The 14,733-nt window shown below is 54.0% G+C and carries 9 protein-coding genes; 6 read left to right on the forward strand and 3 right to left on the reverse strand.

Features of this window, described 5'->3' with window-relative positions; genetic code table 11:
- Position 1: 1 nt before the first annotated feature.
- Genes D5085_14165 through D5085_14175 form a run of 3 tightly spaced genes read right to left on the reverse strand, consistent with a single transcriptional unit; the run spans position 2 to position 3,408 of the window.
- On the reverse strand, positions 2 to 874 hold the full coding sequence (locus D5085_14165) for a M23 family peptidase (protein QEP44162.1): 873 nt from the start codon (positions 872 to 874) through the stop codon (positions 2 to 4).
- A gap of 2 nt (positions 875 to 876) precedes the next feature.
- Positions 877 to 2,283 (reverse strand): exodeoxyribonuclease VII large subunit, encoded by a 1,407-nt coding sequence (xseA, locus tag D5085_14170; protein QEP44163.1) that lies wholly within the window; start codon positions 2,281 to 2,283, stop codon positions 877 to 879.
- Between the two features lie 3 nt (positions 2,284 to 2,286).
- Positions 2,287 to 3,408 (reverse strand): branched-chain amino acid ABC transporter substrate-binding protein, encoded by a 1,122-nt coding sequence (locus D5085_14175; GenBank protein ID QEP44164.1) that lies wholly within the window; start codon positions 3,406 to 3,408, stop codon positions 2,287 to 2,289.
- A gap of 421 nt (positions 3,409 to 3,829) precedes the next feature.
- On the opposite strand from D5085_14175, the gene D5085_14180 reads away from it, so the two are divergent.
- The 6 genes from D5085_14180 to D5085_14205 all read left to right on the forward strand — a co-directional run bounded on the left by D5085_14180 (position 3,830) and on the right by D5085_14205 (position 14,684).
- The gene (locus D5085_14180; GenBank protein ID QEP44165.1) at positions 3,830 to 4,747 is read left to right on the forward strand and encodes a hypothetical protein; all 918 of its coding nucleotides are present in this window, start codon (positions 3,830 to 3,832) and stop codon (positions 4,745 to 4,747) included.
- A gap of 224 nt (positions 4,748 to 4,971) precedes the next feature.
- Positions 4,972 to 8,115: a DNA translocase FtsK gene (locus tag D5085_14185; protein ID QEP44166.1), complete on the forward strand. Its 3,144-nt coding sequence runs from the start codon at positions 4,972 to 4,974 to the stop codon at positions 8,113 to 8,115.
- Between the two features lie 13 nt (positions 8,116 to 8,128).
- Complete coding sequence (locus tag D5085_14190) at positions 8,129 to 9,682, forward strand: HAMP domain-containing protein (protein ID QEP44167.1); 1,554 nt, start codon at positions 8,129 to 8,131, stop codon at positions 9,680 to 9,682.
- Between the two features lie 13 nt (positions 9,683 to 9,695).
- Positions 9,696 to 10,322, forward strand: coding sequence for an outer membrane lipoprotein carrier protein LolA (gene lolA / locus D5085_14195; GenBank protein ID QEP44168.1), 627 nt, complete (start codon positions 9,696 to 9,698; stop codon positions 10,320 to 10,322).
- Position 10,323: 1 nt separating this feature from the next.
- Complete coding sequence (locus D5085_14200; protein QEP44169.1) at positions 10,324 to 12,018, forward strand: hypothetical protein; 1,695 nt, start codon at positions 10,324 to 10,326, stop codon at positions 12,016 to 12,018.
- A complete protein-coding gene (locus D5085_14205) occupies positions 12,015 to 14,684 on the forward strand; it encodes a response regulator (GenBank protein ID QEP44170.1) in 2,670 nt (889 codons plus the stop codon). Before D5085_14200 ends, D5085_14205 begins: the two co-directional genes overlap by 4 nt.
- The last annotated feature ends 49 nt before the right edge of the window (positions 14,685 to 14,733 follow it).

Consider the following 14,733-nt stretch of genomic DNA (forward strand, 5'->3'; position numbering starts at 1 on the left):
CTTATTGCTCTGGATGGTTAGGGGCATCCAGTCGCGCTATGATCTCTTCGCTCAAAAAGAGCGCCGGATCGACCCTGACGCCGTTGAGACTCACCGTCCAGTGGAGGTGGGGGCCGGTGACTCTGCCGGTCATACCGACAGTGGCGATTCGCTCTTTGGCGCTGATCTGGTCGCCAATGTCAACCTCAATCGAGTTCAGGTGGCAGATCATGGTGATTAACCCTTGACCGTGATCGATAAAGATCGTCTTACCGTTAAAAAAGTAGTCACCGATTTCGGTAATAACGCCATCGGCGGGGGCGAACACCGGTGTCCCTTCGGGGGCGGCGATATCCATACCGCTATGGGGGCGACGCGGTTGGCCATTAAAGAAGCGTTTGTGGCCAAAGTGGCCGCTGAGCCGCCCCTCGACGGGAAGGTGCAGTTCGGCACTGGTGTTGACTTCACGCCATTTGGCAAAGGCGGCGCGGCTCCGCTTTTGTTCGCTATAGATACGCTCCATATCCTGCTTATAGGGGGTCACTTGGCGGTTATTAGCGAGGGTAATATGGGATTCGGGGTAGGCCTTATCGACTACCTGTAGAGAGTGCTGTCGGGGGGCGGGACTCTCTGGATGGTGCGACTCGATAGTTAGACTACCGGGGGGGTAGTCGAGGGCGATACCGACTAACGCTTTATAGCGCCCCCCCCGCTCGGTCACCAGCAGTCGCTGTTCGGCGTGGTAGGCGCTCGGTAGCTCACTGTCGGCTGTCGCCGGGCCTAAATCGACTATAGCGATGCCGCCGGGGACAGCGCTATGGCGGGGAGAGGCGCTAGCGAGGGGGGAGCTTAAAAGTAGGGTTAACAGTAGCAGTAGCGGGGGGGTAACTCTCATGGCTAAACTGTCTCGGGGTTAAGTTCGATAATTTGGCTCAAAATTCTCCCTTGTTGTAGCTGGGTTACGATGAGCTCTCCTGTTGTTAGCTGCTCTGTATGGCGTAGCAGCGTGCCATCGCGCTGGCGATGGGTGGTGGAGTAGCCCCGTTCAAGGGTTGCAAGTGGACTGACACTGTGGAGTTGAGCTAGTAAGGTCTGAAAATGGTGGCGACTCTGCTGTAGCCGCCGTTCAAGCTGGTGCCCTAACCGCTGCGGCTGCCGCGCTAACTGTTGTTGTTGCTGCGCTAGTCGCTGCTCAATGAGTTGTCGTAGGCGGTAGTGGGTGCGATCGAGCCGCTGCTGCTGCTGAAACAGCCGCTGTAGCGGGGAGTGTCGTTGTAGTGCGGTGAGGGCCTGTTCTAGTCGCCATCGAGCCGTCGCTAGCTGCTGTCCTAGCGGCTGCTGTAGTCGCCACTCTAGTTGATCGAGCCGCTGCATCGTCTGCTGTAGCTGTGGCGGCGGGCGGGTAAAGGGCTGTTGCAGATAGTGCCACCGCTGCTGTCGCTGCTGCTGCTGCTGCTGTACCGTTCGCAGTAGCTGTTGTGTTAACCCGATTAGCCGCTGCTTTAGTTCGTTGCCATCGGGCGAGATCTGTTCGGCGGCGGCGGAGGGGGTGGCGGCTCGTAGATCGGCGACCCAGTCGGCGAGGGTGGTATCGATCTCATGGCCTACAGCGCTGACGGTGACAAGGTTACTATTAGCAATCGCTCTAACCACAGCTTCATCGTTAAAGAGCGCTAAATCTTCGGCCGAACCGCCACCACGGCCAATAATCAGCAGATCACACTCTTGGCGACGATTAGCGGTGGCGATCGCGGCTAAAATAGCCTCCTGCGCCCCGTCACCCTGGACTCGGGTGGGGTAGAGAATGAGCTCAATGGCGGCAAAGCGCTCTCTCATCACGGCGATAATATCGCGCACTGCCGCGCCATCGGCGGAGGTAATGATGCCAACCCGATGGGGAAAGGGGGGGAGTGGGCGTCTGCGTTCGGCGGCAAATAGCCCCTCAGCCTCTAGTTTAGCTTTTAACTGCTCAAAGCGGCGCTGTAGCTCACCGGTGCCGGCTCGGCGCAGCTCTAGTGCAGTTAGTTGAAACTCACCACGGGGCTCGTAAAGGGTCGGTTTAACCCACGCCTCCAGCTCCATGCCGTTGGTCGGCTCAAAGGTGAGGTGGGCGGCACGGTTACGAAAGAGGGTGCAGCGAATTTGGGTAAACTCATCTTTTAGAGTGAAGTAGCGGTGGCCGGAGCGGGCGAGCACCATGCCGCTAACTTCGCCACAGACCCAAAGGAGGCCGAGGCCTCCTTCAAGCACTACCCGCGCCTCCCGATTGAGCTGGGAGACGCTATAGAGGGTCGTCTCGTTCAAACTCTACTGTAGCGCCGTTTTAGTCGCGTCAGCGTGCCACTCGTAGATGACGAATTTGAAATCTTTTAAGTCACCATTTGGCTGATACTGCACTTTACCGATGGGGGTATCGAAGCTGTGGCTGCGAATGAAGTTGGCGATTTTAACGGTATCGAGGGTACCGGTTGCCTTAATCGAATCGGTAATAATCTGTACCGCAGCATAGGCAGGCATCACAAAGGGGCCGGTGGGGTCTTCGCCTTTAGCCTCGAACGCTTTGACCAGATCGCGGTTTTGCGGCAAAGTGGTAAAGTCGGCAGGTAGGGTGACATAGAGCCCTTCGGATGCCTCACCGGCGATGGCGCTGATGTCTCTATTGCCCACCCCCTCTGGCCCCATGAATTTGCCCTTAAAGCCCTGCTCGCGCGACTGGCGCAGAATGAGACCTAGTTCAGGATGGTAGCCGCCGTAATAGACAAAATCGACATTGCGGCTCTTCATTTTGGTAATGAGGGCTGAAAAATCTTTTTGATCTTTAGTCACCCCCTCGTAGAGCACAACATTAACTCCCATGCTCTCAACGGTCTGTTTGACCTCATCGGCAATCCCCTGACCATACTGCTGCTTATCGTGAATAATGGCCAACTGTTTGGGTTGAATCGAGTTGGCAATGTAGCGACCGGCGACCGGTCCTTGCTGGCTATCGAGGCCGATGGTGCGGAAAATCATCTCAAACCCGCGCTCGGTAATCGCCGGACTAGTCGATGCGGGGGTGATCATTAAGACCTGCTCATCTTCGTAGATATCGGAGGCCGGTTGGGTCGAACCGGAGCAGAGGTGGCCGACGACAAAGCGGATGTCTTCATTAATAACCTTGTTGGCGACAGCGACCGCCTGTTTCGGTTCGCAGACATCATCCATCAAGACCGCTTCGAGCTGCATACCGTTAACGCCCCCTTGGGCATTAATCCGCTCGATGGCCATTTTAGCGCCGCTCATCTGCATATCACCATACTGGGCAACAGGGCCGGTAATCGGACCGACAATGGCAATTTTGAGCACATCGGCGGCTAAGAGGGCAGTCGAGCTGCCAAGAAGCAGGGTACCGAGCAGGGTCGGTATCCCTTTTTTGCGGTTAAGTTTCATCATCCACCTCTTTATGGGTTAACTCTAATTTGTAACGGCGCTAAACATACTGGATTAGTGCCTCGCGGTTCAAGTAAATTGTTTATTGATGGTTGATTGGCGGCGACTATCATTTAGGGCAAGCGAGTTAAAAGTAGAGTTATAACAGGAGATTAGAGATCGTTGCCTCATGGGCACCCACAGGGGGGTGCCCCTACGCAAGCACAAATCGGGTCAACGGAAAGCAAATGACATTGATTTAGTCGAGCCTAATTCGTAGATCAAACTGCTTAAACGCTGCATAATATCTGGTATGGGTGGGGCTCCTGTGAAATTGCTTGTTTTTCAGGATGCTATTAACTTCCCGCCGCCCCCTTAAATTTTGGGCGCAGATAGTAACGGTTAGCGCAATAGTCTCAACTAGAGAGCAGGGTGTCAAAAAATGTTAGCGGAAGAGGATATCTCCTTTATTAAGAACCACATAGGGGGATGGTTAGCCGAGCAGTCACTAGGAAAGCCACCGGTTGTCTATGAGATTGAACTACGGGAACGGATGGTCCGAGTTGAGGAGGCGCTAAAGAATCAGGGTGAGGAGTTTAAAGCCCAGCGTGAGCTCATTCGTGACCTTATGCTTCAAATGGATAAGCGCTTTGAGCAGATGGCCGAAGAGAATAGACGGCTGTTTGAGCAGGAGGGGGGCCAGACCGATAAGCGATTTGAGTATGCGTTGACACAGACCGATAAGCGGTTTGAGCATGCGTTGGCCCAGGCCGATAAGCGGTTTGAGCAGATGGCTGAAGAGAATAGACTGCGGTTTGAGCAGGGGGAGGCCCAGGCCGATAAGCGCTTTGAGCAGATGGCCGAAGAGAATAGACGGCTGTTTGAGTATGCGTTGGCCCAGACCGATAAGCGGTTTGAGTATGCGTTGGCCCAGACCGATAAGCGGTTTGAGCATGCGTTGGCCCAGACCGATAAGCGCTTTGAGCAGATGGCCGAAGAGAATAGACGGCGGTTTGAGCAGGGGGAGGCCCAGACCGATAAGCGCTTTGAGCATACGTTGACACAGATCGATAAGCGCTTTGAGCAGATGGCCGAAGAGAATAGACGGCGGTTTGAGCAGGGGGAGGCCCAGACCGATAAGCGGTTTGAGCATGCGTTGACACAGATCGATAAGCGCTTTGAGCAGATGGCCGAAGAGAATAGACGGCGGTTTGAGCAGATCGATAAACGGCTCGATCTGCAACATAATGAGATTATGGCGATTCATCTGGAGATTAAGCAGCAGATGCGCTGGTTTTTTGCAACGACTGTCGCAGTGGGTGGCTTGGTTGTGGCGGTACTGCGGCTCTGGCCTGTTTGAATTGCAAAGATAGCCCCCTTTAGCGCCGTCACAAGAAGGCCACCATATTGATGACAGGGGTAGCCGTTGTGGCCACGATTGGCGTTATAATGGGCAACTTAGTTATCCTGTTTGTCCGAAATTATCAGCCGTGGGAGCGGATTCATTAGTAAAATCAGGTGATTGTTATCGGTTTTGGGGCAATCTTGCCGCTAACCGCTCTTAGCTGTCGCCTAGCGAATTGAATGGAATTGATCTTGGCAGCCAAAAAAGCAGTAACAAAACGACCCTCAGCAACCAATACGCCTCGGCGTAAAAAGAGTAGTGAGCCACAGCGGCAGCTACAGCTCGGCTCGCGCCTACGGGAGGTAGCGGCGATACTTTTGGCCGCCCTTGCGTTGTTTCTGCTATTAGCGCTAATTAGCTTCCATCCGAGCGATCCCGCCTTTACCCATAACCAGTCCAACGGCTCTTACCACAACTTTGGCGGTCAGATAGGCGCTTGGATTGCCGATGTGGTGCTGCACGGTTTTGGCATGGTAGCCTATCTACTGCCGCTGATGCTGGCCTATTTGACCTATACCATTTTGCGGGAGCGCAAACAGCTAGAGGGGAGTATCTTCTGGCTACTGATGCTAATTAAATGGGGCGGGTTACTGGTTATCATCTTTAGTGGCTGCGGTTTAGCTCACATGCACTATGTGGTGCCAGATCGCGATCTGATCCCAGATGCCGATGTCGCCGGTGGGGTGTTTGGTGATGTTGTGGCGACCCACATAGCGATCCCACTGCTAGGTTTTCTAGGCTCGACCCTAATTCTGTTGGCGCTGCTACTGACCGGCATTACCCTGCTAACTGGACTCTCTTGGCTCTGGTTGATGGAGGTGACCGGTATGCATACCCTACAGGGGGTCGCTTGGATGCGCCAGATAGGGGAGGGGGCATGGCAGCAGCTAGCCGATAGAGTCTCTCAGTGGCAGGAGCAGCGCCAGCTACGCCGAGCCGAGAAGGCGGCAGAGCGCGACTATGAATTGCGTCAGCTTGAGTATGAGTCGATGCCACTAGAGGAGGCACTAGAGGAGGCTGTTGATCTGTCCGAACCGGTGGAGAGGCGGCCAGTGATTATCCACTCTCGCCCCGATTCGATAGCGGATGATAAACCCGAGCCCGAGTCAACATTAGCGCCAGAGCCAGAACCAGAGCCGCCACCTAAGCCTGCGATGGCGAGTGCTATGGTCGCGTCGCTCTCTCAAGCGGCTGTTATCTTTAGCCACGCCGCGAAGGAGCGCGAGTTAGCGCCCGAACCGGAGCCGCCGTTAGCTGTGGCTGACGAACTTGAGAGTTTCGATAACTCGACTGTGGTGACGCGAGATCGAATTGAACCGACTCTGAATTGGGATGAGGATCTACTGGAGGAGGCGCTAAACGATGTAGAGCAGAGTCGGCCTCTGCCAAAGGTTAGCCTTAATAGCGCTGCGATCGAGAGCGTTAAGGAGGATGATATCGAAGAGTTAGAGCCGCCCCAGCCAAAACCAGCGCCTGCGCTAGAGCCCGTGCCAGTCTCCATGCCAGAACCTGAGCCAGAACCTGAGCCAGAACCGGAGCCAGAACCGGAGCCAGAACCGGAGCCAAAACCGGAGCCAGAACTGGAGCCAGAGGCTGCGCCCGTACCAGACTCAGAGCCTATGCCTGAACACGATTGGGAGCCACACGCCCCAAGTCTCCTCTCAGAAGAGGCGGCATGGGAGGAGGAGGATGAGGCGCAAGAGGATCAACTTCACGAGGCACCGACAGAGCCAGCGCCCAAACCGATCCACCACTTTCAGCGCAATGAGCGGTCGACACTCCCACCAGGGTACGGTTTAACCGCAGATAACCTGCCTAAACTGGAGCTACTCGATGAGCCGCCGGAGAATCGAATCTCCATCAACGAAGATGAGCTAGTGCGGATGTCGCGGCTGCTGGAGGATACGCTGAAAAACTACAAAATTGACGCCGAGGTACAATCAGTCAATCCCGGGCCGGTGGTGACCTGTTATGAGATTCAGCCCGCCCCCGGCGTGAAGGGGAGTCAAATTACCAACCGCGCTATCGATATCGCCCGTTCACTCTCGCAGGTGAGTGTGCGGGTGGTCGAAGTGATTGCCGGCAAGACGACAATTGGACTTGAGATCCCCAACAAAAATCGGGAGATGGTCTTTTTAAGCGAAACATTAAGCTCCCGTGAGTATCGAGAGAACCCCTCCCCGCTGACCATGGCGCTAGGCAAAGATATTGGCGGTAATCCGGTGGTAGCCGATCTGGCCAAAATGCCCCACCTGCTAGTAGCCGGCGCGACCGGTACCGGCAAATCGGTAGGAATCAACACAATGATATTGAGTATCCTCTACCGGACTACCCCAAAACAGGTGCGGCTGCTACTGATCGATCCGAAGGTAGTCGAGCTATCGGTCTATAACGATATTCCCCACCTGCTCGCTCCGGCAGTGACCGATATGAAAGATGCCGCTAACGCCCTACGCTGGTGTGTGGCCGAGATGGAGCGGCGCTATAAACTGATGGCCACCCTTAAGGTGAGAAATATCGCCGGCTACAATAAAATTATTAATGATGCCTTAGCTGCCGGGCAGAGCATTGCCGATCCACTCTTTCAACCCGATCCTGCCGGTATCGGTGCCCAGCAGCCCAAGGCACTAGAGCCACTACCCTTTATTGTGGTGATAGTCGATGAGCTGGCCGATATGATGATGGTGGTCGGTAAAAAGGTGGAGGAGCTGATTGCTCGCCTGACCCAAAAGGCGCGGGCGGCGGGAATCCACCTCATACTAGCCACCCAACGCCCCTCAGTCGATGTCTTAACCGGTCTGATTAAGGCCAATGTGCCGACCCGCCTCGCGTTTAAGGTCGCCTCTAAAATCGACTCCCGCACCGTGCTCGATCAGATGGGAGCCGAAACACTACTCGGCATGGGTGATATGCTCTATCTGCCGCCGGGGCAGGAGCCGATTCGAGCCCACGGCGCCTTTGTCAGTGATGATGAGGTCAAAAAAGTGGTAGAGGTACTGAAAACCACTGGCGCACCCGACTATGAAGATGCCATAGTCAACGGCTACGATGAGTCAGAGGGGGGCGAGGCGCTCTTTCCCGGAGATCCACTGGCCATAGAGGGGGCAGCAGGGGGAGATCGCGAACTCGATCCACTCTACGACCAAGCGGTGCAGATTGTTATCGAAACCCGCAGAGCGTCAGTCTCCGGTATTCAGCGCCGACTTCAGGTAGGGTACAACCGTGCGGCACGCATGGTTGATGATATGGAGGTGGCAGGGCTGGTGAGTTCGATAAAATCGAACGGCCAGCGCGACATACTGGTGCCGCCGCCGCAAAATTAGTGGAGGAAGAGACATGGCGTTATTAAATCGGTTTGCTATCAAAACCAGATTGAGTATCAGTGTCGTCGTGGCGATCGTCGGAATGGGAGTGGTGGCTGGGCTACTGCTCCACTCCAAACACTCGGCGTTAATGGCTGAAAAGCGCCTGACCACCCGCTATGTGGTCGAAGTCGCGATGTCGATAGTCAACGACTACGCCGCCCAAGCCGCGAGTGGGGCGCTCACTCAGCAGGCTGCCAAACAGAGCGCACTCGCACAGCTCAAACAGATCCGATACGGTGACGGGGACTACCTATGGGTTAACGATATGGCACCGGTGATGGTGATGCACCCGATCAAACCGGCACTCGATGGCAAACCGCTCGCTGACATTAAAGACTCGAATGGGAAACGGCTATTTATGGCGTTTGTGCAGGTGGTTAAGAGGCAGCAAGCCGGCTATGTTGACTACTATTGGCCTAAACCTGGCTTTGAGGAGCCGGTGGCCAAAGTCTCCTATGTCAGCGGCTTTCAGCCGTGGGGGTGGATTGTCGGCTCTGGTATCTATGTCGATGATGTTAATCAGACCTTTTGGCAAAATGTCTGGATGAGTCTGGTCGTTGTCGGGGTGATGATTACCGCGATTGTGGCCCTTAACCTAGCGACCATTCGCTCTATTCGTCAGGAGCTAGAGCGAGCGATGAGCTTCTCAGGTTCGATTGCAACTGGCGATTTGACCCAAAAAGTGGAGATCGATAGCGATGATGAGATAGCCCAAGTGCTCTATGCGCTGCAACAGATGCAGAACGAGCTACAGCGGGTGGTGCATGAGGTGAATCAGGGGAGCTGCCAGGTCGAACAGACGGCGATTGAGATTGCTAGCGGCAGTCACGAACTCTCCAATAGAACCCAAGCCCAGGCGAGTATGGTGGAGCAGACAGCCTCCTCTATGGAGCAGATGACAGGGTCAGTGCGGCAGACGGCCAACAGCACCTATCAAGCCAAAACGCTAGCCCACAACGCTCGTACCAATGCTGAGCAGGGGGTAGAGCTTATCGGCAGAGCCATTGAGGCGATGAGTGAGATTAGCCGCTCTTCAGAGAAGATCGCTGCTATTATTTCGGTGATTGACGAAATCGCCTTTCAGACCAATCTATTAGCGCTAAATGCGGCTGTCGAGGCGGCCCGTTCAGGGGAGCATGGGCGTGGATTTGCTGTCGTCGCCGGCGAGGTCAGGGCGTTAGCCCAGCGCAGCGCCGCAGCGGCGCGGGAGAGCAAGCAGCTCATTGAGGAGTCGGTCTGTCGCGTCAATAGCGGCACCGAAGTGGTGCAACAGATGCACCATAGCCTCAACACCATTGTCGAATCGGTGCTACAAGTTGGCGATATTATTACCGAAATCGCCGCCGCCGCGACCGAGCAGTCAAAAGGGATCGAGCAGGTAAATAGCGCCGTGACTCAGATGGATAGCGGCATTCAACAAAATGCAGCCATGGTCGAGCAGACTGCAGCAGCGGCAAAGATGTTGCAGCAGGAGGCGGAGCGCTTGGTTAAGTTGATGCACTTTTTTCGTACCGATAACGGGTAACAGAGGTAGCTACATGGCGCGTATTATCGCAATGATCATCGTGGTGTGGGTGACAACCATCGGCGCGGCCACGGCGGCTGAGAGTCGTCAGCGGTTAGAGCAGTTTCTTGACGATCTTACGACGCTGCGAGCCGAGATTGTGCAGACAGTACTCAACCCGAGAATGGAGCTGATTGAGGAGAGCCTTGGCCAGTTAATTCTCCACCGTCCGGGGCGCTTTCGGCTCGACTACTACCACCCCTACGAGCTAAGCTATATCGCCGATGGGGAGTCTATCTGGATCTACGATAAGGACTTAGAGCAGGTGAGCGTGAAGCCGCAACAGGATGCTCTCGGTAGCACACCGGCGCTACTCCTCTCCGGCCAAGAGCCGTTAAACCACTCGTTTACCGTTGAGGAGATTGGAGAGCAAAATGGCTTCTTCTGGCTCAATCTCTACCCTAAACAGAGCGACGCGAGTTTCAATACCATTCGGCTAGCGATTGAGGGTCAGACGCTACGAGCCATTGAGATGATCGACGGTTTTGGCCAGACAACCCGCCTGCTGCTACAAAAGGTGGAGCGCAATCCGGTGCTAGAGAGGCACCTGTTTCAGTTTCAACCGCCTGAGGGGGTCGATGTGATAGGCGAGGTACCGTAAATTGCTAACTCGTGGCCCGATGGCAGGAGCGGTGCTGTTCGCCGCCCTCATTAACTTAGGCGGGTGTCAATCCGCCGCCGACGATAGCACTGTGAACGACTCGCAGTTAGCCAGCGCACCCTCCCAAAGCATCGTTAAGGGGCCGTCTCACTGGTCTGGCAAAGTTAGCTATACCGATAGACTCTATCACAGCACAGCCCTGACCAAAGAGGAGCGCCAGCGCCCCTTGCAGGGGGTATCGCTGGAGCTACTCGATACCCAACTGCAACCTATCGCTACCACTCAGAGCGACAAAAATGGCCATTTTAGCTTGACTGTCGATAGCCATAGCCATAGCAGCGTCAGCCGTATTCGCTTTAAGGCGACCGCGATAACAGAGGGAGGCTATCAGTTAAACCTCTATAACAACGGCCAGCAGCTCTACCGCCACGACCACTATTTGAACGACAGCACTGGCGATAGCGAGATAGAACTGCGATTCGATGATCCCTCCCTCGCTGGCGGGATGAATATGCTCGATGTCTTAACCCAAGCGATGCAGTTTTTAGCCGCCCACCGCCCCGATAAACCGGCACTGCCTCCGCTCGATATCTACTGGCAGGCGGGAGAGAGTCGCGGCACCTACTTCTGTGACGAGTATGATGGTATTGACTGCGTGAATGGCCCCGGAATGTATGTTAGCGATAGTCGTAGCGATTCGGACAGCTATGACGATGATGTCCTCTGGCACGAATTTGGCCACTACATTGAATATGCACTGGGGATCTCCGACTCCCCCGGCGGCTACCACTTTGTTACCGATGAGGCGCTCGATCTGCGTTTAAGCTGGAGCGAGGGGTACGCCTCCTATGTGATGGCAGCGATTAAGCAGTGGCTAGTGGCGCAAACGCCCGAGGCGCTCTCGACGACTGCACACAATCGGGTGACCAACTATGTCGATACCCGTCTCTTTAACGGCTGGTCGTTCGATTTTGCCAATCGCGATCAAGGGCTCTGCAGCGGGGGTGACGACTGCTACCTCTACGCCTCCAACGAAGTGGCGGTGAGCCAAATTCTATGGCAACTCGATCAGGCCTACGGCACAGAGCAGCTCTGGCCACTCATTGACCAAGCGCTTCCAGCGGCTAAAGCAAAAGGGGAGTGGATCCACTTAGAGCGGCTGTGGGAGGCGGCGCTAGCACGCTTTGGCGAGCCTGAACGCCCAACCCTAGAGGCGATCTTTGCCGAGCGGTGGGTGTTTATGCAGCCCGATGCGTTTGAGAGTGACAATACGCTTGATGCCACCCTGCCGCTCAACGATTGTCGCGACACTGCGGTTAACCAGACCTGCCTTAGCCAAGCGCATACCCTCTACGGCGAGGGCGATATCGATGTGGTGCGGCTACAACTAGCCGATCATAGAACCTATCGGATCGAGACCTTTGATCTACGCAACGGTGCCGACACCCTAATAACGCTCTACAGTGAAGGGGGAGGGGAGCTATTAGAAGATGACGATAACGATAATCGTAACTATGTCACCTCCCCCCCCGATCAACTCAACGATGGCTCTAATTTGCGCTCCGGACTCACCTTTACTCCTAACCGCAGTGGTCTGTTCTATGTGAGCGTGCAATCCTCCCCTGAACAGGCGACTCTCGCCCCCTTTGCCGGTAAATATGGCAGCTACCGGCTTAGAGTGTCAGTCGTACGATGATAACAGGTGACTCTATGTCTCATACGCTTCCCCCTCGAACCATTCTCATTGTTGATGATAGTCAGCTCTACCTTAATGTATTAAATAAAATACTAGAAGATGAGTACCATATTAAACTGGCAAAAGATGGCCAAGAGGCGATTTCACAAGCAAAATCGGCTCCTATTCCCGATATGATTCTATTAGATATCGAACTGCCAGATATGGATGGATATCAAGTATTAAGCCACTTACAACAAGATGAGCAGACTCAGCAGATTCCGGTTATCTTCATTACCTCAAAGAGTGAAGAGAGTGATGAAGAGAGGGGGCTCAGGCGGGGCGCTGTTGACTATATTAGTAAACCTATCTCCAAAACCATCGTTCGGGCTAGAGTGAAGACACACCTGACTCTGCTCTCCTATCAGCAGCAGTTAGAGGAGCGGGTAAAACAGCGCACTGCGGAGCTAGAGCAGATGCAGAACTCACTACGAGAGGCGATGCAAAATCTGTTGACAGTGGAGGTCACCGCCGGCGTGTACTGGATTCAGATACCGGAGGCAGAGCTCTACATTTTGTGTGGTTGCCCAGGAGAGGTCGTTAAGCATTTAAAAAAGCAGGGGTTTATTAAGAGAGTCTCGCGCGAGGGGGTCGAGTATGAGAGTGGTCCGAATGTCATTTTGCTCTCCGATCTGCTAGTGCAAAATGGCAATATCTCAAATCTTGCCGAGTTTCCGGTGCTACAGATGCTCTATCGGCAGGGAATGATACTACCGGGGCACCCGAATAATCGTGGGGTGAAGCCGCTGCTAGTCGGATCGCGTGAGCAGGTCGAAGCGCAGCTAAGCTATATCCACTGTGGTAACTATGGTTTAACGACCCTTGAGGAGATGATGGCGTGTGGCGCGAGTAGGGAGGAGGCGGAACGCTACATGAAAATCAAGCTCCACTTCGCTTTTAACGCCATCCACCCTCCCGATAAATTTATCGATAGCCTCATCCTAGAGGGGGAGGCGCGCGAAATAAGAAACGGGGTCACTGTCGAGCGAATCGCGGCCAATGAGTTTCGGTTTCAGTACCGCGGCAAAGAGACCACCGTTAACCTCACTCTGCCTGCGGGCGTCGTCTATGAACAGCCCTATACCTTAGGTCGGCACCATGTGGAGCGCCACTACCTCTCGGTACTTCATTCGGGTGAGGGGGATGGCTGGGATGCCAATCGCCCTAGCATGAGCGCTATTTTAATCTTTCAGGGGCGTATCTTTCTGGTCGATGCCGGGCCTAATGTGATGAGCTCACTAACGGCGCTCGGAATCGATATTAGCGAAGTGGAGGGGATTTTTCATACCCACTGCCACGATGATCACTTTGCCGGACTTCCTGCCCTTATTCGTACCGATAGAAAGTTAACATATTTCGCCTCGCCACTGGTGCGGGCCTCGGTGGCGAAAAAATTTGCCGCGCTGGTCTCGTTAACCGAGAGGGAGTTTGAGCGCTTCTTTGAGGTGCGCGATCTCAATTTTAACCAGTGGAACGATTGTGACGGACTCGAAGTCATGCCCCTCTACTCGCCCCATCCGGTTGAGAATAATCTGTTTCTGTTTAAAGCCATCGATAGTGACGGCCAAGAGAAGAGTTATGCCCACTGGGCCGATCTATCGGCCTTTTCAGTACTGGATGCGATGTTGCAAAACTACCCCGAGTTGGGCCGTGACTATATAGAGCAGATTAAACAGCACTATCTAACCGCGGCAGATATAAAAAAGATCGATATCGGTGGGGGGTTAATTCATGGTATGGCGCAAGATTTTAAGGGGGATAACTCTAACAGGTTGCTACTAGCACACATCGATAGAGAGCTAACCCTGAATGAGTTGGAGATTGGATCGGCCTCCTATTTTGGGGTGCTAGATACCCTCATTGCCGGCGAGCAGGACTACCTGCGGGTTCGGGCCGCTTACTATGTCGGGACACTCTTCTCGAAAGTAAGTAAAAACCAACTGCGAATTTTATTGGACTGCCCTATTGTGGAGCTAAATGCTGGGACACTTATCGTTCGTTTAGATAGGGTGTGTGATCATATCTATATCGTCCTCTCTGGCACAGTAGCCTATATTGACGCCGCTAACAGAGTGCACAATACCCTAGCCTACGGCTCATTTATTGGCATCCAGACGCTGTTAAATGATAGCTGCCTTGATCGGGGTACCTATATTGCCGTCTCTCACTGTCGATTGTTATCGATATCGAGCCGGTTATTTAACTATTTTCTGGAGAAGAACCAGCTCCTAGACTCTATGCAGCAGATTATTACCAAAGTGAGCTTTTTACGCCGCACTTGGCTCTTTGGGGAGGAGATTACCTTTTTAACCCTAGAGTCGATGTTAGAGTATATCCAATATCACCAATGCGATAGAGGCGAGATCATTCACGCCAACCCAACGGATAGACTCTATCTTATTGAAACCGGTTCTGTTGAGTGGCTAAATAGTTTTGGTGAGGTGGAGTTTACTCTTCAGGCCGGCGAATTTTTTGGCGAAGCCCACTATGTCGATATTGTGCACTATCGTATGGCAGAGGGTGTCAAGCTAGTCTCGCTGCCGCTGGAGAAGATGCAGCAGATTCCCATTGTCTATTGGAAGATGCTGGAGACGATGAGTAAGCGAAATAAAGCGCTCTTCTCCTAGAGGGAGACGGGGTTGAACTCATCAGCCTCCCGACCCCATAACAGCCCCT

It is taken from the genome of Ectothiorhodospiraceae bacterium BW-2 (assembly GCA_008375315.1).
Taxonomy (GTDB): domain Bacteria; phylum Pseudomonadota; class Gammaproteobacteria; order Thiohalomonadales; family Thiohalomonadaceae; genus BW-2.

Bases quoted from the DNA above. Each gene is read 5' to 3' on its own strand.
- D5085_14165 (QEP44162.1), bottom strand. From the start codon at position 874: ATGAGAGTTACCCCCCCGCTACTGCTACTGTTAACCCTACTTTTAAGC.
- D5085_14175 (QEP44164.1), bottom strand. From the start codon at position 3,408: ATGAAACTTAACCGCAAAAAAGGGATACCGACCCTGCTCGGTACCCTG.
- D5085_14180 (QEP44165.1), top strand. From the start codon at position 3,830: ATGTTAGCGGAAGAGGATATCTCCTTTATTAAGAACCACATAGGGGGA.
- D5085_14185 (QEP44166.1), top strand. From the start codon at position 4,972: ATGGAATTGATCTTGGCAGCCAAAAAAGCAGTAACAAAACGACCCTCA.
- D5085_14190 (QEP44167.1), top strand. From the start codon at position 8,129: ATGGCGTTATTAAATCGGTTTGCTATCAAAACCAGATTGAGTATCAGT.
- lolA (QEP44168.1), top strand. From the start codon at position 9,696: ATGGCGCGTATTATCGCAATGATCATCGTGGTGTGGGTGACAACCATC.
- D5085_14205 (QEP44170.1), top strand. From the start codon at position 12,015: ATGATAACAGGTGACTCTATGTCTCATACGCTTCCCCCTCGAACCATT.